This window comes from Pseudomonas sp. NBB (genome assembly GCF_032701105.1).
Taxonomy (GTDB): domain Bacteria; phylum Pseudomonadota; class Gammaproteobacteria; order Pseudomonadales; family Pseudomonadaceae; genus Aquipseudomonas; species Aquipseudomonas asiatica.
Window position 1 is genome coordinate 1,245,759 of the sequence record NZ_CP103994.1, and the last position, 24,998, is coordinate 1,270,756.

A 24,998-nucleotide genomic window follows, 5' to 3' on the forward strand; every position below is an offset into this window, starting at 1 on the left:
CGATGGGTAACCTTCGCGTAGACGTCATCACGTTGTTCCCCGAGATGTTCTCGGCCATCACGGAGTACGGCATTACCAGCCGCGCGGTGAAACAGGGGTTGCTTCAGGTGACTTGCTGGAACCCGCGGGACTACACCACAGATCGTCACCACACGGTGGATGATCGGCCGTTTGGCGGTGGTCCGGGCATGGTGATGAAAATCAAGCCTCTGGAAGACGCCCTGGTTAGCGCCAGGCAAGCGACCGGAGCAGCGGCGAAGGTGATCTACCTTTCGCCACAAGGCCGCAAGCTGACTCAGCAGGCGGTCAAAGGCCTGGCCGAACAGGAATCGTTGATCCTGATCGCCGGTCGTTATGAAGGCATCGACGAGCGCTTTATCGAGGCTCATGTCGATGAGGAGTGGTCGATTGGCGACTATGTGCTTTCCGGTGGCGAGCTGCCGGCCATGGTACTGATCGATGCGGTTACACGGCTGCTGCCCGGAGCTTTAGGGCATGTGGACTCGGCGGAAGAGGATTCCTTCACCGACGGTCTGCTCGATTGCCCGCACTACACCCGACCTGAGGTGTATGCGGATCAGCGTGTTCCCGACGTGTTGCTAAGTGGCAACCATGCACACATCCGGCGTTGGAGAATGAAGCAGTCCCTTGGTAGGACCTTCGAACGACGCGCCGATCTTCTGGAAAGTCGCTCGCTTTCTGGAGAAGAGAAGAAGCTGCTCGAGGAATATCTCCGCGAGCGGGACGATAGTTAAACGTATCGATGGTGGATCACGTATCCATCTTAGGAGCACAGCATGACCAACAAGATCATCCAGCAGCTCGAAGCCGAGCAGATGAGCAAGGAAATCCCGACCTTCGCACCAGGCGACACCGTTGTCGTTCAGGTTAAAGTGAAGGAAGGTGAGCGTTCCCGTCTGCAGGCGTTCGAAGGCGTCGTTATCGCCAAGCGTAACCGCGGTCTGAACAGCGCCTTCACCGTGCGCAAGATCTCCAGCGGCGTTGGCGTAGAGCGTACCTTCCAGACCTACAGCCCGCAAATCGACAGCCTGGCCGTGAAACGTCGTGGTGACGTGCGTAAAGCCAAGCTGTACTACCTGCGCGACCTGTCCGGCAAAGCCGCTCGCATCAAGGAAAAACTGTCCTGAGTGCAGTTTGCCCGGTGGCCGAGGCCGCCTAGCGAGAAAAAAGCAGCCTTCGGGCTGCTTTTTTGCGTTTTGACCCCCCGAAGATGTGATTGCCATGACTACCCGAGACCAGGAAATCCTGCGCCGCACAGAGCTGTCGGTGACCCGCGTGACCAAGGCGGTGTTCCCCAACACCACCAACCACCACAACACCCTGTTCGGCGGCACCGCCCTGGCCTGGATGGACGAAGTGTCGTTCATTGCTGCCACGCGCTTCTGCCGCCTGCCACTGGTGACCGTGTCCACTGACCGCATCGACTTCAAGCACCCGATACCGGCGGGCTCGATCGTCGAGTTGGTGGGGACGGTCATCAAGGTGGGTAATACCAGTTTGCAGGTGCAGGTGGATGTGTTCGTCGAGAACATGTACCTGGATGGGCGCGAGCGAGCGATTCACGGGGTGTTCAGCTTCGTCGCCATCGACGAGGACAAGCGGCCGGTGCCGGTTTTGCCCCAGGCCTGAGTTCTCCTGCACTGGCCCTTTCGCGGCTAAAGCCGCTCCCACAGGGATCGCACATACCTCAAGGGCGGTGATATCTCTGTGGGAGCGGCTTTAGCCGCGAAGAGGCCAGTACAGACAACAATTATGCTGCTGTGAAACACTAAGCCACCTCCAACACCCAGCAGCCCCGAATGCCCGCCCTAGACCACCCCCTGATCGACCAGTTCCTCGACGCCCTGTGGCTTGAAAAGGGCCTGTCCGACAACACCCGCATGTCCTACCGCAGCGACCTGGCCCTGTTCAACGGTTGGCTGCAGGAACACGGCGTCAGCTTGCCCGACGCCGGCCGCGACCTGATTATCGACCACCTGGCCTGGCGCCTCGACCAAGGCTACAAGCCGCGCTCCACGGCACGCTTCCTGTCCGGCCTGCGCGGTTTTTTCCGCTACCTGCTGCGGGAAAAGCTGGTGGCCATCGACCCGACCCTGCAAGTCGACATGCCGCAACTGGGCAAGCCGCTGCCCAAGTCGTTGTCCGAAGCCGACGTCGAAGCCTTGCTGCAGGCCCCGGACCTGGGCGAAGCCATTGGCCAGCGTGACCGCGCCATGCTCGAAGTGCTTTACGCCTGCGGCCTGCGGGTCACCGAACTGGTCAGCCTGGCCCTCGACCAGGTCAACCTGCGCCAAGGCGTGCTGCGGGTGATGGGCAAGGGCAGCAAGGAGCGCCTGGTGCCCATGGGCGAAGAGGCGGTGCTTTGGTTGCAGCGCTACCTGCGCGATGGCCGCGCCGAACTGCTCAATGGCCGCCCCAGCGATGTCTTGTTCCCCAGCCAGCGTGGCGAGCAGATGACCCGCCAGACCTTCTGGCATCGCATCAAGCACCATGCCCGGGTCGCCGGTATCGACAAACCGCTGTCGCCGCATACCCTGCGCCATGCCTTCGCTACTCATCTGCTCAACCATGGTGCCGACCTGCGCGTGGTGCAGATGCTGCTGGGCCACAGTGACCTTTCGACCACGCAGATCTACACCCATGTCGCCAAGGCCCGCCTGCAGCAATTGCATGCCCAGCACCACCCGCGTGGATGAATGTTTTTCATGTTCCGCCGACCGGTCCTTGCAAGGCCCTTCACCGGCGGTGTGATGTGGTAGGCTTGAGCGGTTTGCACCAAGGGCCGCACGGTCACCGCGTATTTTCCGCAGGTGGCGCCCTCCGGCCCCTGTCCGCCTTCAGGAGTTCCCATGCGCGTGACCCAGTTTTTCGCCGCCGCCGCGTTGGCGCTGGCCAGTACCTTTGCCGCTGCCGCGGCAACCGATAGCAATGCTGCTGCCGAGCAGGCCATCCGTAAGTCATTGCAGAACCTTGAGCTGGAAGTGCCCGTCGAAAGCGTGGCCAGCAGCCCGGTCAGCGGCCTCTATGAAGTCAAGCTGCAGGGCGGCCGCGTGCTGTATGCCAGCGGCGACGGCCAGTTCGTGATGCAGGGCTACCTGTTCCAGATCCAGGACGGCAAGCCGGTCAACCTCACCGAGAAGACCGAGCGCCTGGGCATTGCCAAGCTCATCAACGGCATTCCAGCCGCCGAGATGGTGGTTTATCCTGCCAAAGGCGAGACCAAGTCGCACATCACCGTGTTCACCGACACCACCTGCCCGTACTGCCACAAGCTGCACGCCGAGGTGCCCGAGCTCAACCGCCGCGGTATCGAAGTGCGCTATGTCGCCTTCCCGCGCCAGGGCCTCGGTTCGTCGGGTGACCAGCAGTTGCAGGCTGTCTGGTGTTCCAGCGACCGCCGTGCGGCGATGGACAAGATGGTCGAGGGTGAGGAAATCAAGGCCGCCAAGTGCGCCAACCCGGTCAGCAAGCAGTTCCAGCTGGGCCAGTCGATCGGCGTCAATGGCACGCCGGCGATTGTCCTTGAAAGCGGCCAGGTCATTCCGGGCTACCAGCCGGCACCGCAGGTCGCCAAGCTGGCACTGGCCAAGTAATCCAATTCAGTACGCCGTCGTCATGGGGTGACGGCATGTTTCACGGTCGGCATAGGTGCCGGCCGTTCAATGGGGAGTTCACAGTGAAACCGGTCAAAGTAGGCATCTGTGGGTTGGGGACCGTCGGTGGCGGAACCTTCAATGTACTTCAGCGCAACGCCGAGGAGATCGCCCGCCGTGCCGGGCGCGGTATTGAAGTGGCACAGATTGCCATGCGCTCGCAGAACCCGAACTGCCAGATTACCGGTACCCCCATTACCGCTGATGTGTTCGAAGTTGCGAGCAACCCGGAGATCGACATTGTCATCGAGCTGATCGGTGGCTACACCGTGGCCCGCGAACTGGTGCTCAAGGCCATCGAAAACGGCAAGCACGTGGTCACCGCCAACAAGGCGCTGATTGCCGTGCACGGCAACGAAATCTTCGCCAAGGCCCGCGAGAAGGGCGTGATCGTCGCCTTCGAAGCGGCCGTGGCCGGTGGCATCCCGGTGATCAAGGCCATCCGCGAAGGCCTGTCGGCCAACCACATCAACTGGCTGGCCGGCATCATCAACGGCACCGGCAACTTCATCCTCACCGAAATGCGTGAGAAGGACCGCGCCTTCCCGGACGTGCTGGCCGAAGCCCAGGCGCTGGGTTACGCCGAAGCCGACCCGACCTTCGACGTTGAAGGCATCGATGCCGCGCACAAGTTGACCATCCTGGCCTCGATCGCTTTCGGCATCCCGCTGCAATTCGACAAGGCCTACACCGAAGGCATCACCCAGCTGACCACTGCTGACGTGAACTATGCCGAGGCCCTGGGCTACCGCATCAAGCACCTGGGTGTGGCCCGCCGCACTGCCGAAGGTATCGAGCTTCGCGTACACCCGACGCTGATCCCGGCCGACCGCCTGATCGCCAACGTCAACGGCGTGATGAACGCCGTCATGGTCAACGGCGACGCCGCTGGCTCCACCCTGTACTACGGCGCCGGTGCCGGCATGGAGCCTACCGCTTCGTCGGTGGTCGGTGATCTGGTGGATGTGGTCCGTGCCATGACCTCCGACCCGGAAAACCGCGTGCCGCACCTGGCCTTCCAGCCGGATTCGCTGTCGGCCCACCCGATCCTGCCGATCGAAGCCTGCGAAAGTGCCTACTACCTGCGCATCCAGGCCAAGGATCACCCTGGCGTACTGGCCCAGGTGGCCAGCATCCTCTCGGAGCGTGGCATCAACATCGAGTCGATCATGCAGAAGGAAGCCGAGGAACAGGACGGCCTGGTGCCGATGATCCTGCTGACCCATCGCGTGGTCGAGCAGCGCATCAACGACGCCATCGTCGCCCTGGAAGCCCTGCAGGACGTCATCGGCAAGGTCGTGCGCATTCGCGTCGAGCAGCTCAACTAACAATAGTGCCGTGGGGCCGCCAGCGCGGCCCCGGCCCCAGTATCGAAGGTTTGCACCCATGCGCTATATCAGTACCCGCGGCCAGGCTCCGGCCCTCAATTTCGAAGACGTCCTGCTGGCTGGCCTGGCCAGCGACGGCGGCCTGTACGTCCCGGAAAACCTGCCACGCTTCACCCAGGAAGAAATCGCCTCGTGGGCTGGCCTGCCGTACCACGAACTTGCTTTCCGGGTGATGCGCCCGTTCGTCGAAGGTAGCATCGCCGACGCCGACTTCAAGAAGATCCTCGAGGAAACCTACGGCGAGTTCGCCCACGCCGCGGTTGCCCCGCTGCGTCAATTGAACAGCAACGAGTGGGTGCTGGAGCTGTTCCACGGCCCGACCCTGGCGTTCAAGGACTTCGCCCTGCAACTGCTCGGCCGCCTGCTGGACCACGTGCTGGCCAAGCGCAACGAGCGCGTGGTGATCATCGGCGCCACCAGCGGTGACACCGGTTCCGCCGCCATCGAAGGTTGCCGCCGTTGCGACAACGTCGACATCTTCATCCTGCACCCGCACCAGCGCGTGTCGGAAGTGCAGCGCCGGCAGATGACCACCATCTTCGGCGACAACATCCACAACATCGCCATCGAAGGCAACTTCGACGACTGCCAGGAAATGGTCAAGGCCAGCTTCGCCGACCAGTCGTTCCTCAAGGGCACCCGCCTGGTTGCGGTCAACTCGATCAACTGGGCGCGGATCATGGCCCAGATCGTCTACTACTTCCACGCTGCCCTGCAGCTGGGTGGCCCGGCGCGTTCCGTGGCGTTCTCGGTGCCGACCGGCAACTTCGGCGACATCTTCGCCGGTTACCTGGCACGTAACATGGGGCTGCCGGTCAGCCAGCTGATCGTCGCCACCAACCGCAACGACATCCTGCACCGCTTCATGAGCGGCAACCAGTATGTCAAGGAAACCCTGCACGCGACCCTGTCGCCGTCGATGGACATCATGGTCTCGTCCAACTTCGAGCGCCTGCTGTTCGACCTGCACGGCCGCAACGGCGGCGCCATTGCCGAGCTGATGGCCAACTTCAAGCAAGGTGGCGGTTTCAGCGTCGAGCAAGACCGCTGGACCGAAGCGCGCAAGCTGTTCGACTCGCTGGCAGTGAGCGACGAGCAGACCTGCGAAACCATCGCCGAAGTGTTCGCCGCTACCGGCGAAGTGCTCGACCCGCACACCGCTATCGGCGTCAAGGCCGCCCGCGAGTGCCGCCGCAGCCTGGACACGCCGATGGTGGTGCTGGGTACCGCGCACCCGGTCAAGTTCCCGGAAGCGGTGGAGAAGGCCGGTGTTGGCAAGGCGCTGGAGCTGCCAGCGCACCTCAGCGACCTGTTCAGCCGTGAAGAGCGTTGCACGGTGCTGGCCAATGACCTGAAGGCCGTGCAGGGCTTTGTCAGCCAGCATGGTAACCGCGGCAAGCCTTTGTAAGCATCGGGGCCGCACTGCGGCCCATCGCCGGAAAGCCAGCTCCCACCCCGACCACATAGACCCAAGGTCATGTGCAATCTCTGTGGGAGCAACTGTCTTTAGAAATTTATTTTCAAGCGTGCCATTCGGGCAGGGCTTCGCTCGATACCGCGTAGCGGTGTCGCTGGCGAAGCCCGCATTTGTAGAAAATCGATCCTCGTTCGTGATCAGGGTGCGGGTACCTGAGGCTTGAGCTCTTTCCACTCCGTTCCGTCACGCAGCATTGCGTTCAGGCGCACCAGCAACACGCGCATGCACGCCACTGCGGCAACTTTTGCGCGCTTGCCTCGGGCTATCAGGGCTTCATAGCGGGTTCTAACTTCTGGGACATGCTGGATCATTGACCAGATCGACATGTAGGCCGCCTTGCGGACTCTGTAACGCCCGCCTTCGATCTTCCTCGGGCCACTCTTCTTGCCGCTGTCTTTGTTGTACGGCGCTAACCCAGCCAAGGCTGCAATTTCGCGCCCCGTCACGCTTCCCAGCTCAGGTAGGTAGGCCATGAAGGTGCCACAACTGATGACGCCAATCCCTTTCACAGACCTTAGCCGCATGGCTGTCGTGCGATCCAGCACGTTCGAGGCACGCTCAATCGCCTTGTCCAAGGCCTTAATCTGATCATTCAGGTAAGCGACATGCTCGGTATAAACGGTAATGGCCGTAGCTGAAGTGGTTTGTTTCATCCGACGCTTGTCATCATCCCGATGCTGGACAAGATTGCCACGGAGTTTGATGAGCTCTCCCAGTTCATCCCGATCTTGATTAGGCTCTATCTGCGGCAAGTCCTCGAAGTCCCTGGCAAACCGCGCCAGCATCTGGGCGTCGATCTTGTCAGTCTTGGCAATTTTGCCCATGGCACTCGCATAGTCCCGACAGCGCCTGGGGTTGACCCTGACGACGTTCAAACCCTCCAGTCGCAAGGCTTTGAATACGGCCCGTTCATAGCCACCGGTGGCTTCCAGCAAGACCCGTTCGACCTCAAGCTCGTTCAGGCATGCGATCAGTTGCGCAAAGCCCTCAGAGTCATTCCTGACCTGGAACTGGGGAATACTTTCAGGAAGAAAGCCCACATCCAGAGTCGCTTTCGAAACGTCGAGACCAACGAAGTAGGAAATCATCGCCAAGCCCTCTTACACTCAAGAAGTGAGAGCACTCTGACTTAGCCCTAGCTTGTGACTGCGAGTTCGCCACTCATTCAACTGTTCGGGCTTAGGTCAGAGTGGGAGGTGGATGGCGACTAGGCTCCCACTCGTGCTTTAGAGCACACCTGGCTTTCAGTCTGCCATCCACTGCTCTCACCCTTTCGAGTTTAAGAGACCTTGAAGACACAAGCTGGCTTGCCGGCGATGGGCTGCGGAGCAGGTCTAATTATCCGAATCTTCCCACTGCTCCATCAGAAACATCCTATTCAGGTCGCCCAGCGCAACGCCTAAATTAGCCGGTCCTCCCATCAGGAGCGGCTCATGCACCAGCCCTACGTGTTGATCCACCAGGCTCGCCCATCCCATCAGATCCTCCTGCACCAGGCCCTCAACGCTCAGGGCATGTTCCATGTGCGCATCAGCGAAACCAGTGCAGACCTCGACGCCTGCCTGAACGCCGATCACCGCCCCGATCTGCTGATCCTTGACCACGCCATGCCAACCCGGGCCGGCCTTGCCTTGCTCGAACAGCAGCACCGAACTCGTGCTTTGCTGTTCGTCGGCCAGGCTACCCCCGAGCGCCGCAACCTTGCCCAAGAGGCCAGAAACCGGGGCCTGTGGGTGCTCGCCGAACTGCCCTGGCCGCTGTCGATGCCAAGCCTGCAGCGCGCTCTGCAGGCACTGCAGGTGCGCCCGTGGCGGCGTATTCAAACTGTCACGTCCGCCCCGCATGCTCACTGAAGCAGCCGCGGTGTAACGAACTTTCCGCTGCGTCTGTTGGTCAGTTCCTCTATATCCCACCACGCAGCGAGTGATCCGGATGGAAAGAATCTGCAGACTGCTCAACGAAGCCCTGACCCCTTATCAGACCCACCTCGGCATAGCCGATGCCCAGGGTAATCGCCAACTGACCGTTCATGACCGCCTCGCCGGCATTACCTTGCGACGCACGGTGAGCGAACGCCAGTTGCAGGAACAACGCCTGTTGGTCGACCTGGTGGATGGCCTTCACCGTGACCTGCAGATCGCCGAAGGGCGTTTGCAGCCCTGTGTGATCGCGGCATTGCAGCAGCGCCAGCAACCCCATGGAACCTTTGCCTGAGTGGTTTATCAGACACTGTAGGGGCAGCCGGGCCAGTGCTTTGCTCCGGCGCTGGCAAGGCTGCACGGGAAGCCCCCAAGGGCTTTCGCTTGGCCCCGGGCGTGTTTCCCCAGCGTCCGGGGTTTCTTTTTGAGTTGCCTGCACCGGCCCTATCGCCTGCAATCCATCTCCCACAGTTACTGCACATGGCTTGAGGTTGATGCGGTCGAGGTGGGAGCTGGCTTGCCGGCGATAGGGCCGGTGCAGGCAATCAGCGGTCTTCGAAGAAGCGCTTGCTCTCTTCCAGATAGTCTTCCTGCAACGCCGGGTCCAGCCAGCGTGCATACAACTCCGGCAACACATCCCGACGCAGGGCAGGCAGCAGCTGGTCGATGTGCGCAATGGCTTCATGCCCCAGCTCGCTGTTTGAACAGCCCACATGCAGAAACTGGTAGCGGTTTACCCCTTTCACAGGGTGAAACTGGTAGTCAGCCAGTGCCCCGCCTTGCAGGTCGACCAGGTAGCGCACCTCGGGCCAGTAGCCGAGCACCATGCGCAGGCGCCCGAGCTGTTGCATCTGCAGCAGGTTGGCGGTGGCGTCGTTGCCGTAGTGGCGGCTGAACGCGGTGTCGGGCAACTGGCGCAGGATGGCGTCGATCTGTGTGCCATAGCTGCGCTCGGCGACAACACCCAGCTTCAGTGGGGTCTTGCTCAGCAGGTTGAGCAGGTCTACCTCCTGGCCGTCGAGGTAAGGCGCCACCAGCGCCTCGCTTTCCTTGCGCAGCACCAGGCCGCCACTGAGCACGCCCAGGGAAGGCACGGAAAACCTCACATATTCGGCGCGTTCCGGCGTCCACAGCAGGGTCGGGTCGCAGGTGAAACTTTTCGGGTCCTGCAGCATCTGGATGCCGCGGGCGCGGTTGACCCGCAGGATGCTGTGGTCGTACTCGGGCATCTGCCTGATCAGCAGGGGCAGCAACTGGTCGATCACCCCTTGGCCTTTTTCCGGCCCTTCCAGAATGGTAAACGGCGGCAGGTCGCGCACCAGCCAGAAGAGGCGCTCCTTGGCGCTGGCAGGCTGCAACAGCAATGCGGGCAGCAGCCCGCACAGCAGGGCCAGGTGGCGTAGGCAACGGGCAGCGCGCATGGACCAGGGCCGCGCCAGGGTCAGACCGTGCCTGCTTCGCGCAGGCTGGCGATGGCCGCCGCGTCGTAGCCCAGGTTGCCGAGCAGTGCCTCGGTGTGTTCGCCCAGCGCCGGGCCTACCCACTCGGTGGAGCCGGGGGTGTCCGACAGCTTGGGCACGATGCCCGGCATGCGGAATGGCTTGCCGTCCGGCAGCTTGGCCTGCAGGAACATTTCGCGTGCCAGGTACTGCGGGTCGTTGAACATGTCCTCGGCCGAATAGATGCGGCTGGCCGGCACTTCGGCGGTGTTCAGCACCTGTATCAGTTGCTCCAGCGGCAGGCTGTTGGCCCAGCGGTCGATTACCCCGTACAGCTCGTCACGGCGCAGGTCCCGGCCATCGTTGGTGGCCAAGGTCGGGTCGTCGGCCAGGTCGGTGCGGCCAATGGCTTGCATGAAGCGCTTGAAGATCGCATCGCCGTTGGCGCCGATCTGCACATGCTTGCCGTCGGCGCTGGTGTGAATGGAGGAGGGCGTGATGCCTGGCATGATGTTGCCGGTACGTTCGCGGATAAAGCCGAACACATCGAACTCCGGGACCATGCTTTCCATCATGGCGAATATCGCTTCGTACAGGGCCACGTCCACCACCTGGCCCTGGCCGCCGTTGACTTCCCGGTGTCGCAGCGCCATCAGTGCACCGATCACACCCCACAGGGCAGCAATCGAGTCACCGATGGAAATGCCCGTGCGCACCGGTGGGCGGTCGTCGAAGCCGGTGATGTAGCGCAGGCCGCCCATCGACTCGCCCACGGCGCCGAAGCCCGGCTGGTCCTTCATCGGCCCGGTCTGGCCGAAGCCCGACAGGCGCACCATTACCAGGCGCGGGTTGAGCGCGTGCAGCACGTCCCAGCCCAGGCCGAGTTTTTCCAGCACGCCTGGGCGGAAGTTCTCGATCAGGATGTCGGCGTCGGCCAGCAGGCGTTTTAGAATCTCGCGCCCCTCTGGGTGCTTGAGGTTGAGGGTGAGCGACTGCTTGTTGCGGGCCTGCACGAACCACCACAGCGAGGTGCCCTCGTACAGCTTGCGCCATTTGCGCAACGGGTCGCCGCCATCGGGCGATTCGACCTTGATCACCTCGGCGCCGAATTCGGCACAGATACGCGAGGCGAACGGGCCAGCGATGAGGGTGCCGAGTTCGACAACCTTGAGACCGGCGAGGGGTTTGCTGGGCGTAGTCATGGGGCATCCGTGGCAGCTGGGCAGATGCGTGGTTTTATCATAGGTCCGAAGCGGCAGATACTGCTGCGGGGCAACGAAGGGCAGTATCGGTTAGACTGTGTCACTTTTTCTCTGCGCAAGAAGCCCGTCGACCATGGCCCAGCCGTCCACCACCTACAAATTCGAACTGAACCTGACCGACCTCGACCGCGGCGTGTACGAAAACGTCCGTCAGACCATTGCCCGCCACCCTTCGGAAACCGAAGAGCGCATGGCCGTACGCTTGCTGGCCTACGCCCTCTGGTACAACGAAAACCTGTCGTTCGGCCGTGGCCTGTCCGACGTGGACGAGGCGGCGCTGTGGGAAAAGAGCCTGGACGATCGCATCCTGCACTGGATCGAGGTAGGCCAGCCGGACGCCGACCGACTGACCTGGTGCTCGCGCCGCACCGAGCGTACCAGCCTGCTGGCCTACGGCAGCCTGCGCGTATGGCAGAACAAGGTGGTAGACGCGGTCAAGGGGCTGAAGAACCTGAGCATCGCCGCCGTGCCGCAGGAGGTGCTGGAAACCCTCGCCACCGACATGCCCCGCACCATCAAGTGGGACGTGATGATCAGTGAAGGCACGTTGTTCGTCACCGACGACCGTGGCCAGCACGAAGTGCAGCTGGAGTGGCTGCTTGGTGAGCGTGGCTGAAGCCCCTCATGCGTATCGAACCTCGCCCGCTGCCGCCCACCCTGCCATTCCTGGGTAACCTGCCACCCTTGCTGACCCGCCTGTACGCCGCGCGCGGCGTGCAGAGCGAGGCCGAGCTGGACAAAAGCCTCGCGCGCCTGCTGCCGTACCAGCAGCTCAAGGGCATCGAGGCCGGCGTGGATCTGCTGGTCGAGGCTATCGACCAGCGCCAGCGCATCCTCATCGTCGGCGACTTCGATGCCGACGGCGCCACTGCCAGTACTGTCGGCGTGCTGGGCCTGCGCCTGCTGGGCGCGGCCCACGTCGACTACCTTGTGCCCAACCGCTTCGAGTACGGCTACGGCCTGACCCCGGAGATCGTCGAGGTGGCGCTGCAACGCCAGCCGCAGCTGCTGATCACCGTGGACAATGGGATTTCCAGCGTCGACGGTGTGGCAGCCGCCAAAGCCGCCGGGCTCAAGGTGCTGGTCACCGACCACCACCTGCCGGGCGCGGAGTTGCCCGACGCCGACGCCATCATCAACCCCAACCAGCCGGGCTGTAGTTTCCCGAGCAAGGCGCTGGCTGGGGTAGGGGTGATCTTCTACGTGCTGATGGCCCTGCGTGCGCGTCTGCGCAGCCTGGGCCGCTATGAAACGCAGCCGCAGCCGAACATCGGCGAATTGCTCGACCTGGTGGCCCTGGGCAGCGTCGCGGACGTGGTGCCATTGGATGCCAACAACCGCATCCTGGTGCACCAGGGCCTCGAACGCATTCGTGCCGGCCGCGCCCGACCGGGGCTGAAGGCCATTCTTGAAGTGGCCCGTCGCGATCATCGGCGCATCACCTCGACTGACCTCGGCTTCATCCTTGGCCCGCGGCTGAATGCTGCCGGGCGCCTGGACGACATGAGCCTGGGCATCGAATGCCTGCTGTGTGAAGACGCGGCCCTGGCCCAGGACATGGCCCAGCAGCTGGACGACCTGAACCAGGACCGCAAGTCCATCGAACAGGGCATGCAGCGCGAGGCCCTGGCCCAGCTCAAGGACCTGCCTGTCGAGTCGATGCCATATGGCCTGTGCCTGTTCGATGCCGACTGGCACCAGGGGGTAATCGGTATTCTGGCTTCGCGCCTGAAGGAGCGTTACCACCGGCCGACCATCGCTTTTGCCGACGCTGGCGAGGGCATGCTCAAAGGGTCGGCGCGTTCGGTGCCGGGGTTCCATATTCGCGATGCGCTGGATGCGGTGGCGGCGCGCCACCCGCACCTGATCAGCAAATTCGGCGGCCACGCGATGGCGGCGGGGTTGTCGTTGCCCGAGGCCAATTTCCCGGCATTTGCCGAGGCGTTCGATGAAGAAGTACGACGCCAGCTGCGCGAAGAGGACCTGACCGGTCGGCTGTTGTCCGACGGCAGCCTGGCGGTGGAGGAGTTCCACCTCGACCTGGCCAAGGCCCTGCGCCATGCCGGGCCCTGGGGGCAGCACTTCCCCGAGCCGCTGTTCCATGGCGTGTTCCAGCTGGTGGAGCAACGCGTGGTGGGCGAGCGGCACCTGAAGGTGGTGCTCAAGAGCGAGTGCGGCTCGGTGCGGTTGGACGGCATTGCCTTTGGCATTGACCGCGAAGTGTGGCCGAACCCGACGGTGCGTTGGGTCGAGCTGGCGTACAAGCTGGATGTGAACGAGTTTCGTGGTAATGAAAGTGTGCAGTTGATGATTGCCCACATGGAGCCCCGTTGAGGGTAGATACCGCCGCTGCTGACGGCCTGGCGCTGGCCCGTTGTGGGAGCGGGTTCACCCGCGAACACCGGCGAACCCGGTGCCATCCACTGCGTCGCCTGCTTCGCGGGTAAACCCGCTCCCACAGGGCCTGCGGCGGGCTTGAAACTTGCGCTGTACCTGAGGGAGCTGGCTTGCCGGCGATCACCGGCGAAGACGGTGCCATCCACCGCGTCGCTGCTTCGCGGGCATGCCCGCTCCCACAGGGCCTTCACCGGGCTCGAGGCTTGCGCTGTACCTGTGGGAGCGGGTTCACCCGCGAACACCGGCGAAGCCGGTGCCATGCACCAAGTCGCATTCTTCGCGGGTAAACCCGCTCCCACAAGGCTCTGCGGCGGGCTGGCTAATGTGCTCCATGTGCGATCGATGATCACATCAAACTCAGCGCGCCATACCTAACTCGGCATCATCCATCAGTGCCTTGGCCATCGCACTGAGATAGTGCGCAGCCCAGATCATCATGGGTTTCTCATCCATTAGCCCGACGATGGTCAACTCCCGCACATAGCCCATCAATTCCGAAGCCTGATCACGGGCGTCTCGGCACGGAATGCCCGCTTCGATGCGAAATAATGGGTGGGTCTGGTTTTCACCCTGAAAGAAAGTGGTCTTGCCGACGGTGTACTGGGTGTCGTCTGTGTTCATTGATCCCTCTCCTGATCATTCTGAGCGTTTTGTCGAAGGAGAAGAAATGAGGGAGGATCAGGGACTGTCATTTTCATATCAATCACTCGTATGGTTGCTGATTGACCGCCTCTCCGATTCCACACGAAGGGTGGCAGTTGTACGCGGTGTGGAATCCAGGCTACGAGTAAACCCGGTAGGCTTTGCGGCCTTCCGCGCACAACTGCCATGACGACAGCTACTCGGTAATTGATCGGGATTCCACCCCCGGCCGCTGAATGCCAGCGACCAGCAAAGGCTAGAGAGTCGGGATTCCAGTAACAATCAGACGCGAGTCGACAGGACTTGTAGGTTATTTCCTCAGCCTAGGCTTCACCAGATCTGGGCCGTAAGGGATATCTGAAGCTCTGATCAGACATGGCGCTGGTAACGCAGAGCCGTTCAACCTCTACCAAATCCCATGGAACCTCCCCCCCAACCATTCTGGTCTAGTCTGAAGTTATGACCGGACCTGGGCCAGGGACGTGCAATTGAGTGTCCGGGCCGGATCACCATTGGAGTCCTTGGGAGGTGCCCTCATGAGCCTGCTGCTCGAGCCTTACACCCTGCGTCAGCTGACCCTGCCCAACCGCATCGCCGTTTCGCCGATGTGCCAGTATTCCGCCGTCGATGGCCTGGCCAACGATTGGCACCTTGTCCATTTAGGCAGCCGCGCCGTGGGCGGCGCTGGCCTGGTAATCACTGAAGCCGTGGCGGTGACCGCCGATGGCCGCATCACCGCCGAAGACCTCGGCCTGTGGGACGACGCTCAGATCGCCCCGCTGCAACGCATCACCCGTTTCATCACCGCCCAGGGGAGCGTGCCCGGCATCCAGCTGGCTCACGCCGGGCGCAAGGCCAGCACCTATCGCCCATGGCTGGGCAAGCAAGGCAGCGTCAAGCTCGAGGAGGGCGGCTGGCAACCGGTGGGCCCGTCGAAAATCGCCTTCGACCCGCAACACACGACGCCGCACGAGTTGAACCACAATGAGATTCAGGCTGTGATCTCCGCCTTTGTCGCCTCTACCGAGCGCGCCCTGAAGGCCGGTTTCAAGGTGGTCGAAATCCACGCCGCCCACGGCTACCTGTTGCACCAGTTCCTGTCGCCGCTGAGCAACCAGCGTCGCGACGAATACGGCAGTTGCTTCGAAAACCGCATCCGCCTGACCCTGCAGGTGGTCGAGGCCGTGCGCAAAGTCTGGCCTGCCGAGTTACCGCTGTTCGTGCGGGTGTCGGCGACCGACTGGGTCGAGGACGGCTGGAACCCGGATGAAACCGTCGAACTGGCCCGCCGCCTGCGTGGTTTGGGCGTCGACCTGATCGATGTGTCCTCCGGCGGCACCTCGGTCAACGCCGAAATCCCCACCGGCCCGGGCTACCAGACGCGCTTCGCCGAGCGTGTGCGCAAGGAATCGGAAATCGCCACCGGCACCGTGGGCATGATCACCGAACCGGCCCAGGCCGAGCACATTCTGCGCACTGGCCAGGCCGACATCATCTTCCTCGCCCGCGAACTGCTGCGCGACCCGTACTGGCCGCTGCACGCCGACGACGACCTGGGCGGCAACAAAGCTACCTGGCCTGCGCAGTACCAGCGCGCCACCAGCCGGGCCAACCCGATTCACGAGTCGGACCTGCGGGATTGACCTGACCCAAGCATTACACGGTCGTTATAGGAGCGGCCTTGTGTCGCGAAAGGGCTGCGAAGCGGCCCCAGGTTTCCAGCTCCGCCGCTGATATTGCCGGGGCCGCTTTGCGGCCCTTTCGCGACACAAGGTCGCTTCTACAACGACCGCGTCGGCATCTCAATTCAGCTATAGGCAGCCTTGCTGAGAATATCGCTTACCCACTGGTTGATACTTTTCTCGGCCAACTCGGCCTTGGCCGCCACACTGGCATGAAGGGTAGGCTCCAGGCGCAGGCTGAGCTTGCCGGAGTAGGTTTTCTGTGGCTCACGGCCCAGGCGTTGGCAAGTCTCAAGATAATCGTCCACGGCGTCTTCGAATGCTTGGCGCAGCTCACTGATCGATTCGCCATGGAAACCGATCACATCGCGAATACCTGCGACATGGCCGATCAGTAACTGGTCTTCGTCGCTGTATTCGATACGAGCGGCGTAGCCGCGGTAGGTCATGACATTCATGGTATTACTCCTGCCTGCTCGAGGAACTGGCGGGCGTCTCTTAGTTGATAGGGCTTGGCGTGCCTGTCCGGATGAGGGCGATGGAAGGTTGCTACTGCGCCATTGAGTTCAAAGCGAACCCGTGACCCTCTTCCTTCGATGATCCGGGCACCCAGTGATACCAACATTGACTCCAGTCGCACCCATTCCAGCGTCCTGGGAACCGGCTTTTTCAGTACTGCTTCAAGTGTGGCTTGCTGATGGTTATTCATGGTATCAGATTATGATACCAATGAGAGGGGCTCAATGGATGCGTAGTAGGATGGAGGGGATCGTGCTTGAAGGAAATGTCTGAGATGTTGATCGAGGGGATGCAAAAGCCCCTCGATCAACACGACCGCTCAATGCTTGATCATCACATGCCGCACACAGGTGTAGTCCTCCAGCCCATACATCGACATGTCCTTGCCATACCCCGAATGCTTCTGCCCGCCATGGGGCATTTCGCTGACCAGCATGAAGTGGGTGTTCACCCAGGTGCAGCCATACTGCAGGCGCGCCGCCAGGCGGTGGGCGCGGCCGGTGTCGCGGGTCCATACCGATGAGGCCAGGCCGTAGTTGGAGTCGTTGGCCCATTCCAGCGCCTGCGCTTCGTCGTTGAAGCGGGTCACCGACACTACCGGGCCGAACACTTCGTTACGCACGATTTCGTCGTCCTGCAGGGCGTCGGCCAGCACTGTCGGCTCGAAGAAGAAACCGTCGCCATCAATCGCCTTGCCACCGGTCACCAGGCGAATGTGTGGCTGGGCAATGGCCCGTTGCACCAGCCCTGCGACCTTGTCACGGTGTTGGGCACTGATCAGTGGCCCCAGTTCGGTGTCCTCGGCTTCCTGCAGGCCCGGTTTGAGGCTGGCCACCGCGGCCCCCAGGCGTTCGACGAAACGCTCGTAGATGCCATCCTGCACGTACAGCCGACAGGCGGCGGTGCAGTCCTGGCCGGCGTTGTAGAAGCCGAAGGTACGGATGCCGTCGATGGCGGCATCGATGTCGGCATCGTCGAACACCAGCACCGGGGCCTTGCCGCCCAGTTCCATGTGCATGCGTTTCACGCTGTCGGCGGTGGCGCTGATGATGTGCGCGCCGGTGGGGATCGAGCCGGTCAGCGACACCATGCGCACCTTGGGGTGGTTGACCAGCGGGTTGCCGACCGTCTGGCCACGGCCGAAGAGGATGTTCAGCACCCCCGGTGGCAGCAGGTCCCGGGCCAGGTCGCCGAGGCGCAGGGCGGTCAGCGGGGTCAGCTCGGAGGGCTTGATCACCACCGTGTTGCCGGCGGCCAGGGCCGGGGCGATCTTCCACGCCAGCATCATCAACGGGTAGTTCCACGGCGCGATCGAGGCCACCACGCCCAGCGGGTCGCGGCGGATCATCGAAGTATGGCCCGGCAGGTACTCGCCAGCTGCCGAGCCGCCCAGGCAGCGCGCCGCACCGGCGAAGTAGCGGAACACGTCGGCAATTGCCGGGATCTCGTCATTCAGCGCGGCGCTCAGCGGCTTGCCGCAGTTCTGCGATTCCAGTCGGGCCAGTTCGTCGCCATGGGCTTCGATAGCGTCAGCCAGTGCCAGCAAGGCTTGCGAGCGTTCCTTGGGGCTGGTTTGCGACCAGCTGTCGAAGGCCTGGTCGGCGGCGCGCACGGCGCTGTCCACCTGGGCCTCGCTGGCTTCGTTGATCTGCGCCAGGGCACTGCCCAGCGCCGGGTTGAGCACCGTCCAGGCCGGGCCTTCGCCAGCGACCAGCTGGCCATTGATCAGCATCTGCGTTTGCATCGGGGACTCCTCCAGGGTCATTTGCCGCTGCCCGCGACGCTTTCGCCGCCACGGGTCAGGTAATAGGCGCCAAGTATCGGCAGCATGGTCACCAGCATCACCAGCATGGCGACCACGTTGGTCACCGGCACGTCGCGCGGGCGGCTGAGCTGGTTGAGCAGCCAGATCGGCAGGGTGCGTTCGTGGCCGGCAGTGAAGGTGGTGACGATGATTTCGTCGAACGACAGGGCAAAGGCCAGCATGCCACCGGCCAGCAGCGCCGAACCGAGGTTGGGCAGGATGATGTAGCGGAAGGTTTGCCAACCGTCGGCACCGAGGTCCATCGAAGCTTCGATCAGGCTCTGCGAAGTGCGCCGCAGGCGGGCGATCACGTTGTTGTAGACGATAACCACACAGAACGTGGCGTGGCCGACCACGATGGTGAACACGCCGGGCTCGATCCCCAGGCTCTTGAACGCCGAGAGCAGGGCGATGCCGGTAATGATGCCAGGCAGGGCAATAGGCAGTATCAGCATCAGCGAAATGCTCTCCTTGCCGAAAAAGCTGCGCCGGTACAGCGCCGCCGAGGCCAGCGTGCCGAGCACCAGGGCGATCAGCGTGGCCAGGCAGGCCACCTGCAGCGACAGCTTTATCGCTTCCAGCACATCGGGCCGGGCAAAGGCCACGGCGAACCACTTCAGGGTAAAGCCCTTGGGCGGGAAGCTGAACGCCGCGTCTTCGGTGTTGAAGGCATACAGGAAGATGATCAGGATCGGGAAGTGCAGGAACAGTAACCCGCCCCAGGCCGCCAGGCGCAGCCCGGTCGAGGCTTTTTCAGAGTGCATCGAAGGCTCCCAGTCGCTTGACGATGGACAGGTACACCGCGATCAGCACGATCGGCACCAGGGTGAACGCGGCGGCCATCGGCATGTTGCCGATCGCCCCTTGCTGGGCATAGACCATGCTGCCGATGAAATAGCCGGGCGGGCCGATCAGCTGCGGCACGATGAAGTCGCCCAGGGTCAGCGAGAAGGTGAAGATCGAACCGGCGGCAATGCCCGGGATCGACAGCGGCAGGATCACCTGCACGAAGGTCTGGCCGGGCCTGGCGCCCAAGTCTGCCGAAGCTTGCAGCAGCGACGGCGGCAAGCGTTCCAGCGAGGCCTGGATCGGCAGGATCATGAACGGCAGCCAGATGTACACGAACACCATGAAGCGCCCCAGGTGCGAAGTCGACAGCGTGCTGCCGCCCACGCCCGGGACCGCCAGCACCATTTGCAGCAGGGCATCCAGGTGCAGCTGCTGGACGAACCACTGGGCCACGCCGCCCTTGGCCAGCAGCAAGGTCCAGGCGTAGGTCTTGACGATGTAGCTGGCCCACATCGGCATCATCACTGCGATGTAGAAAAATGCCTTGGTCTTGCCGCTGGTGTAGCGCGCCATGTAGTAGGCGATGGGGAAGGCCAGCACCGCGCTGGCCAGCGACACCGCCAGCGCCATTCCCAGGGTGCGCAGGATGATGTCGAAGTTCGACGGGTTGAACAGCGCGGCGAAATTGCCCAGGGTCAGGTCCGGGGTCACCGCCATGGTGAAGTCGTCGAAGGTATAGAAGCCTTGCCACAGCAGGTTCAGCAGCGAGCCCAGGTAGATCGCGCCGAACCAGGTCAGCGGTGGGATCAGCAGCAGGGCCAGGTACAGGTTGGGGCGCCGGTACAGCAGGTTGGACAGGCCGCGCAGCGTGCTCATGTCAGCGGCCCTCCGTTTCCTGCAGCACCGTCATGGCTTCGCGGGGCCAGTGCGCCTGTACTCGTTGCCCGGGTTGCCAGGCCTGTGCCTGGGCCTGCCAGCGGTCGTTGGCCTGGCTCACCGCCAGCAACTGGCCGCTGTCCAGTTGCAGCTCGTAGCGGGTGGCACTGCCCTGGTACTGGATATCGCGCAGCTGGCCGCTGACCTGGACGTGCTGGCCGGCTGTGGCCGGGTCGCCGAGGCGGATGTGTTCGGGGCGAATGGAGAAGGGCGCCGGGCTGCCATTGAGCAAGGTGGCCAGTTCGCCGCGCACAACGTTGGAGGTGCCGACGAACTCGGCTACGAAGGTGGTGGCCGGCTGCATGTACAGGTTGCGCGGGGTGTCGACCTGCTCGATACGGCCGCGGTTGAACACTGCGACGCGATCGGACATCGACAGCGCCTCGGTCTGGTCGTGGGTGACGAAGATGAAGGTGATGCCCAGCTGGCGCTGCAGCTTTTTCAGCTCGCCCTGCATCTGTTCGCGCAACTTCAGGTCCAGCGCGCCAAGCGGCTCGTCCAGCAGCAGTACTCGTGGCCGATTGACCAGCGCGCGGGCCAGGGCCACGCGCTGGCGCTGGCCACCGGACAACTGCGCCGGCTTGCGCGCGCCGTAGCCGGCCAGGGCCACCATCGCCAGGGCTTCTTCGGCGCGGCTGTGGCGTTCGGCCTTGGCAACGCCTTTTACCTTCAGGCCGTAGGCGATGTTGTCCAGTACGTTCATGTGCGGGAACAGGGCGTAGTCCTGGAATACGGTGTTGACGTCGCGCTGGTAGGGCGGTACGCCCGCAGCCTCGACACCGTGGATGCGGATCGAACCGCTTGTGGGTTGCTCGAAGCCGGCGATCAGGCGCAGGCAGGTGGTCTTGCCCGAGCCAGAGGGGCCGAGCATGGAGAAGAATTCGCCATCGATGATGTCGATGCTGACCTGGTCGACGGCCTTGACCTCGCCGAAGGTGCGGGAAACGTGGGTGAACTGGACGGCTAGGGGCATGCGTGTGCTCCGGACAACTGGCTTACTCCTGTGCCTGCCTCTTCGCGGGTGAACCCGCTCCTACAGGTTCATCACCGCCTGTAAGGGTGGTGCTCTACCTGTGGGAGCGGGTTCACCCGCGAAGAGGCCGGCACAGGCATTCAGGCAACCTCAGCGCCCGCCCATGATCGCAATGTAATCCTGGGTCCAGCGGCTATACGGCACGAACTTGCCGCCCTGGGCCTGCGGGGTTTTCCAGAAGGCGATCTTGTCGAAGTTGTCGAAACCGTTGGTCTTGCAGCCCTCGGCCCCCAGCAGCTCGTTGCCGGTGCAGGCCGCCGGCACCGCCGGCAACGAACCGAACCAGGCCGCCACGTCACCCTGTACTTTCGGCTGCAGCGACCAGTCCATCCATTTGTAGGCACAGTTGGGGTGCTTGGCCTCGCTGTGCAGCATGGTGGTGTCGGCCCAGCCGGTCGCGCCTTCCTTGGGAATGGTCGAGGCCACGGGCTGCTTTTCGGCTTTGAGGCCATTGACCATGTAGCCCCAGGAGCTGGAGGCAACCACGCCTTCGTTCTTCACGTCGCTCATCTGCACCGTGGCGTCATGCCAGTAGCGGTGGATCAGCGGTTGTTGCTGGCGCAGCAGTTCCAGCACGGCCTTGTATTGTGTTTCGCTCAGCTCGTACGGGTCCTGGATGCCCAGTTCCGGTTTGGCCGTCTTCAGGTACAACGCCGCATCGGCGATGTAGATCGGCCCATCGTAGGCCTGCACGCGGCCCTTGTTCGGCTTGCCGTCGGGCAGGTTCTGCGGCTCGAACAGCACACCCCAGGTGGTGGGCGCCTGCTTGAACACGTCGGTGTTGTACAGCAGCACGTTCGGGCCCCATTGGTACGGGGTGCCGTAGACCCGCTTGTCGACCACGTACCAGCCACCGTTCTGCAGCCGTGGGTCGATGTTCTTCCAGTTGGGGATCAAGTCGGTGTTGATCGGCTGTACCCGCTTGCCCGCGATCAGCCGCAGCGAGGCATCTCCCGAGGCGGTGACCAGGTCGTAGCCGCCCTTGGTCATCAGGCTGACCATTTCGTCCGAGGTGGCGGCGGTCTTGACGCTGACCTTGCAGCCGGTTTCCTTCTCGAAGCCGGTCACCCAGTCGTAGGCCTTATCGCTTTCACCGCGCTCGATGTAGCCGGGCCAGGCGACGATGTCCAGGCGGCCCTCGCCGGGCCCCAGGGCCTTGGGCGGTTCGGCAGCCTGCAGGCTGGCGCTGGCCAGCACGGCGCAGGCGGTTGCGCCGAGCAATGCGGTCTTGTGCACTGACATGGTGTTCCCTCTTCTTGGAGATTTTGGTCGGGGCAGTCATCAAGCAAGCCGTGAAGCGAGCGTTATAGGCGTAGTGCGGTTTACGCGCGGTATTGGCGATATCGAGTCTAGTTGGCTTTTTGCCAGCCAATGCAACATCCGGAAGCAAATCCCCCCATGGCGATCGAGCGGGCAGGGCTTAACCTGACGGTTCCCTTGGCCAACGTGGAGACCGTTTGATGAACACCCGGGGATTGCTCGACCAGTTGCTCAAGTCCGGCCAGGACTTGCTCGCCAGCCAGGCCGGCAAGGGCAGCTCTGGCAAGCCAGGCGCCAGTGCCGGCGGCCTTGGCAGCCTGCTTTCCGGTGCCGGTGGTGGTGCCCTGGCAGCGGGTGCCATGGGTTTGCTGCTGGGCAACAAGAAAGCCCGCAAATATGGCGGCAAGGCCCTCACCTATGGCGGCCTGGCCGCGCTCGGTGTGCTGGCCTACAAGGCCTACGGCAACTGGCAGGCGCGCCAGCAGGTGGCCGCCACCGAGCCACAGACCGTCGACCGCCTGCCGCCGGCCCAGGCCGAGCTGCACAGCCAGGCGGTACTGCGGGCGCTGGTGGCGGCGGCCAAGTCCGATGGCCATATCGACGAACGCGAGCGTGCGCTGATCGAGGGTGAATTCACCCGCCTGGACAACGACCGCGAGTTGCAGCACTGGCTGCATGCCGAGCTGAACAAGCCGCTGGATCCGGCCGAAGTGGCCCGTGCCGCGCAAACGCCGGAAATGGCCGCCGAGATGTACCTGGCCAGCGTGATGATGGTCGACCAGGAAAACTTCATGGAGCGCGCCTACCTGGACGAACTGGCCCGCCAGCTGCGCCTGGACCCGGCCCTGCGCCAGGAGCTGGAAAGCCAGGCAAGGCTTGCCGCCGGCCAGTGATGGGGGCTGCGTTGCAGCCCATCGCCGGCAAGCCGGGTCCCACATGGATCACACATGACCTGAGGTCATGCGGTCGAGGTGGGAGCCTGGCTTGCCGGCGATGGGCCGCACAGCGGCCCCAATGGCGTTGGGCACAAATGACCGGTCTGTCGGCAAGGTTACCTGGTCACCCCACATTTCAGCCGCATGAGCACTGGGCGCCTGGGCTATACTTCGGCGATTTTTCCCGCTCGTTGTGAATTCCTGAGGGCTGAATGTGAAGAACTGGACCTTGCGCCAACGGATCCTGGCAAGTTTCGCCGTGATCATCGCCATCATGCTGCTGATGATCGTGGCCGCCTACTCGCGGTTGGTGACCATCGCATCCGCCGAACAGGCAGTGGGGACCGACAGCATTCCCGGCCTCTACTACAGCTCGATGATCCGCAGTGCCTGGGTCGACGGTTACGTGGCTAGCCAGCAGTTGGTAGGCCTGTCCAACCAGCGTGAATTCACCTCGGCCGATGCGGAACTGTTCAAGAGCTTCCAGGACCGCCTGAAAGAGCACATGGCCAGCTACCAGGGCACCATTCAGGATGATGACGACCAGGCGCGGTTCGATGCCTTCATCCAGATGGAGGTTGCCTACCTCAAGATCATCGAGCAGGTGCTGGAAGCCTACCGAAAGCACGACTATGCCGAAGCCCAGCGGTTGATCACCGATGTGCTGACCCCGGCCTGGGTGGACGGCCGCAAGCTTCTGAACGAAGTGATCGAGCACAACCGTGCCGCTGCTGACGCCGACACCAACGAGATTGTCGGTGCCGTGAGCACCGCCAAGGGCAGCATGATGGTTTCGCTGCTGCTGGCGATCATCGCCGCCGGTATCTGCGGCCTGTTGCTGATGCGCGCCATCACCGCGCCCATGCAACGCATTGTCCATGCCCTCGACAAACTGCGCTCCGGCGACCTGAGCATGCGCCTGAGCCTGGACCGCAAGGACGAGTTCGGCGCCATCGAAAGCGGCTTCAACGAAATGGCCGAGGCCCTGGCCAACCTGGTGGCCCAAGCCCAGCGTTCGTCGGTGCAGGTGACCACCTCGGTGACCGAAATTGCCGCAACCTCCAAGCAACAGCAGGCCACCGCCACCGAAACGGCTGCCACCACCACCGAAATCGGCGCCACCTCGCGGGAAATCGCCGCCACCTCGCGTGACCTGGTGCGTACCATGACCGAAGTCACCTCGGCCGCCGACCAGGCCTCCAGCCTGGCCGGCTCCGGCCAACAGGGCCTGGCACGCATGGAAGAAACCATGCACCAGGTGATGGGCGCCGCCGACCTGGTCAACGCCAAGCTGGGCATCCTCAACGAAAAGGCCAGCAACATCACCCAGATGGTGGTGACCATCGTCAAGGTTGCCGACCAGACCAACTTGCTGTCGCTCAATGCTGCCATCGAAGCGGAAAAGGCCGGCGAGTACGGCCGCGGCTTTGCCGTGGTGGCCACCGAAGTGCGCCGCCTGGCCGACCAGACCGCCGTTGCCACCTACGACATCGAGCAGATGGTGCGCGAGATCCAGTCGGCGGTGTCGGCCGGGGTCATGGGCATGGACAAGTTTTCCGAAGAAGTGCGCCGCGGCATGTTCGAGGTGCAGCAGGTGGGCGAACAGCTCAGCCAGATCATCCACCAGGTGCAGGCTCTGGCGCCGCGCGTGCTTATGGTCAACGAAGGCATGCAGGCCCAGGCCACCGGTGCCGAGCAGATCAACCAGGCGCTGGCCCAGCTCAGCGATGCCAGCACCCAGACAGTCGAGTCGCTGCGCCAGGCCAGTTTCGCCATCGATGAGCTGAGCCAGGTGGCCGCAGGCCTGCGTGGCGGCGTATCGCGCTTCAAAGTCTGACCGCG

Annotated in this window: 25 protein-coding genes; 14 read left to right on the forward strand and 11 right to left on the reverse strand. The window is 63.0% G+C overall.

The genetic code is table 11. The features are described from left to right. Positions 1–2 precede the first annotated feature (2 nt). The 7 genes from trmD (at position 3) to thrC (ending at position 6,470) form a co-directional block, all read left to right on the forward strand. Positions 3–755, forward strand: a complete 753-nt coding sequence (gene trmD / locus NY023_RS05725) for a tRNA (guanosine(37)-N1)-methyltransferase TrmD (RefSeq protein ID WP_003252146.1) — start codon at positions 3–5, stop codon at positions 753–755. A 42-nt stretch (positions 756–797) separates the two neighbouring features. Then, positions 798–1,148, forward strand: a complete 351-nt coding sequence (rplS, locus tag NY023_RS05730; RefSeq protein ID WP_003252148.1) for a 50S ribosomal protein L19 — start codon at positions 798–800, stop codon at positions 1,146–1,148. A 94-nt stretch (positions 1,149–1,242) separates the two neighbouring features. Then, positions 1,243–1,650 carry an acyl-CoA thioesterase gene (locus NY023_RS05735; RefSeq protein WP_023660491.1) on the forward strand — a complete coding sequence of 136 codons (408 nt, stop codon included), beginning with the start codon at positions 1,243–1,245 and terminating at the stop codon, positions 1,648–1,650. Between the two features lie 170 nt (positions 1,651–1,820). Continuing rightward, positions 1,821–2,717 (forward strand): site-specific tyrosine recombinase XerD, encoded by an 897-nt coding sequence (gene xerD, locus NY023_RS05740; RefSeq protein WP_013971192.1) that lies wholly within the window; start codon positions 1,821–1,823, stop codon positions 2,715–2,717. Positions 2,718–2,870: 153 nt separating this feature from the next. Next, positions 2,871–3,614, forward strand: coding sequence for a DsbC family protein (locus NY023_RS05745; RefSeq protein WP_003259432.1), 744 nt, complete (start codon positions 2,871–2,873; stop codon positions 3,612–3,614). A gap of 83 nt (positions 3,615–3,697) precedes the next feature. Next, entirely contained in the window at positions 3,698–5,002 is a 1,305-nt protein-coding gene (locus tag NY023_RS05750; protein WP_013971193.1) for a homoserine dehydrogenase, read from the forward strand. Positions 5,003–5,060: 58 nt separating this feature from the next. Then, on the forward strand, positions 5,061–6,470 hold the full coding sequence (gene thrC, locus NY023_RS05755; protein WP_010952565.1) for a threonine synthase: 1,410 nt from the start codon (positions 5,061–5,063) through the stop codon (positions 6,468–6,470). 206 nt (positions 6,471–6,676) lie between these two features. Here thrC and NY023_RS05760 read toward each other — a convergent pair whose 3' ends face one another. Continuing rightward, on the reverse strand, positions 6,677–7,627 hold the full coding sequence (locus tag NY023_RS05760) for an IS110 family transposase (protein WP_013970357.1): 951 nt from the start codon (positions 7,625–7,627) through the stop codon (positions 6,677–6,679). A gap of 345 nt (positions 7,628–7,972) precedes the next feature. On the opposite strand from NY023_RS05760, the gene NY023_RS05765 reads away from it, so the two are divergent. Continuing rightward, positions 7,973–8,392, forward strand: coding sequence for a response regulator (locus tag NY023_RS05765; protein WP_013971194.1), 420 nt, complete (start codon positions 7,973–7,975; stop codon positions 8,390–8,392). Positions 8,393–8,471: 79 nt separating this feature from the next. Next, positions 8,472–8,753: a DUF3509 domain-containing protein gene (locus tag NY023_RS05770; RefSeq protein WP_013971195.1), complete on the forward strand. Its 282-nt coding sequence runs from the start codon at positions 8,472–8,474 to the stop codon at positions 8,751–8,753. Between the two features lie 250 nt (positions 8,754–9,003). Here NY023_RS05770 and NY023_RS05775 read toward each other — a convergent pair whose 3' ends face one another. Both NY023_RS05775 and NY023_RS05780 read right to left on the reverse strand, forming a co-directional pair. After that, entirely contained in the window at positions 9,004–9,879 is an 876-nt protein-coding gene (locus tag NY023_RS05775; RefSeq protein WP_013971196.1) for a TIGR02285 family protein, read from the reverse strand. Positions 9,880–9,899: 20 nt separating this feature from the next. Next, entirely contained in the window at positions 9,900–11,099 is a 1,200-nt protein-coding gene (locus NY023_RS05780; RefSeq protein WP_013971197.1) for a CaiB/BaiF CoA transferase family protein, read from the reverse strand. Positions 11,100–11,232: 133 nt separating this feature from the next. Between NY023_RS05780 and NY023_RS05785 the strand changes: the two genes are divergently transcribed. Next, complete coding sequence (locus tag NY023_RS05785) at positions 11,233–11,775, forward strand: YaeQ family protein (protein WP_013971198.1); 543 nt, start codon at positions 11,233–11,235, stop codon at positions 11,773–11,775. Between the two features lie 8 nt (positions 11,776–11,783). Continuing rightward, positions 11,784–13,493: a single-stranded-DNA-specific exonuclease RecJ gene (gene recJ, locus NY023_RS05790; RefSeq protein WP_013971199.1), complete on the forward strand. Its 1,710-nt coding sequence runs from the start codon at positions 11,784–11,786 to the stop codon at positions 13,491–13,493. Between the two features lie 420 nt (positions 13,494–13,913). Here recJ and NY023_RS05795 read toward each other — a convergent pair whose 3' ends face one another. Then, positions 13,914–14,177: a DUF3077 domain-containing protein gene (locus tag NY023_RS05795; protein WP_013971200.1), complete on the reverse strand. Its 264-nt coding sequence runs from the start codon at positions 14,175–14,177 to the stop codon at positions 13,914–13,916. A 557-nt stretch (positions 14,178–14,734) separates the two neighbouring features. Between NY023_RS05795 and NY023_RS05800 the strand changes: the two genes are divergently transcribed. Further along, positions 14,735–15,841 carry an NADH:flavin oxidoreductase/NADH oxidase gene (locus tag NY023_RS05800; RefSeq protein WP_013971201.1) on the forward strand — a complete coding sequence of 369 codons (1,107 nt, stop codon included), beginning with the start codon at positions 14,735–14,737 and terminating at the stop codon, positions 15,839–15,841. 164 nt (positions 15,842–16,005) lie between these two features. Here the strand turns inward: NY023_RS05800 and NY023_RS05805 are convergent, their stop codons facing one another. The 7 genes from NY023_RS05805 to ydcS form a co-directional block, all read right to left on the reverse strand. Further along, a complete protein-coding gene (locus NY023_RS05805; protein WP_013971202.1) occupies positions 16,006–16,338 on the reverse strand; it encodes a type II toxin-antitoxin system HicB family antitoxin in 333 nt (110 codons plus the stop codon). Then, a complete protein-coding gene (locus NY023_RS05810; protein WP_013971203.1) occupies positions 16,335–16,589 on the reverse strand; it encodes a type II toxin-antitoxin system HicA family toxin in 255 nt (84 codons plus the stop codon). The genes NY023_RS05805 and NY023_RS05810 overlap by 4 nt, the downstream gene beginning before the upstream one ends. Before the next feature lie 129 nt (positions 16,590–16,718). Beyond that, positions 16,719–18,143: a gamma-aminobutyraldehyde dehydrogenase gene (locus tag NY023_RS05815; RefSeq protein ID WP_013971204.1), complete on the reverse strand. Its 1,425-nt coding sequence runs from the start codon at positions 18,141–18,143 to the stop codon at positions 16,719–16,721. Positions 18,144–18,160: 17 nt separating this feature from the next. Next, a complete protein-coding gene (locus tag NY023_RS05820) occupies positions 18,161–18,967 on the reverse strand; it encodes an ABC transporter permease (RefSeq protein WP_013971205.1) in 807 nt (268 codons plus the stop codon). Further along, complete coding sequence (locus NY023_RS05825; RefSeq protein WP_013971206.1) at positions 18,957–19,868, reverse strand: ABC transporter permease; 912 nt, start codon at positions 19,866–19,868, stop codon at positions 18,957–18,959. The genes NY023_RS05820 and NY023_RS05825 overlap by 11 nt, the downstream gene beginning before the upstream one ends. Position 19,869: 1 nt before the next feature. Further along, on the reverse strand, positions 19,870–20,901 hold the full coding sequence (locus NY023_RS05830) for an ABC transporter ATP-binding protein (RefSeq protein ID WP_013971207.1): 1,032 nt from the start codon (positions 20,899–20,901) through the stop codon (positions 19,870–19,872). Positions 20,902–21,051: 150 nt separating this feature from the next. Then, positions 21,052–22,203, reverse strand: coding sequence for a putative ABC transporter substrate-binding protein YdcS (gene ydcS, locus NY023_RS05835; protein WP_013971208.1), 1,152 nt, complete (start codon positions 22,201–22,203; stop codon positions 21,052–21,054). Positions 22,204–22,421: 218 nt separating this feature from the next. Here ydcS and NY023_RS05840 point away from each other — a divergent pair, with 218 nt between their 5' ends. Together NY023_RS05840 and NY023_RS05845 are read left to right on the forward strand one after the other, a co-directional pair. Beyond that, on the forward strand, positions 22,422–23,114 hold the full coding sequence (locus NY023_RS05840; RefSeq protein WP_013971209.1) for a tellurite resistance TerB family protein: 693 nt from the start codon (positions 22,422–22,424) through the stop codon (positions 23,112–23,114). A 256-nt stretch (positions 23,115–23,370) separates the two neighbouring features. Further along, positions 23,371–24,993 (forward strand): methyl-accepting chemotaxis protein, encoded by a 1,623-nt coding sequence (locus NY023_RS05845; RefSeq protein WP_013971210.1) that lies wholly within the window; start codon positions 23,371–23,373, stop codon positions 24,991–24,993. Positions 24,994–24,998: the final 5 nt, after the last annotated feature.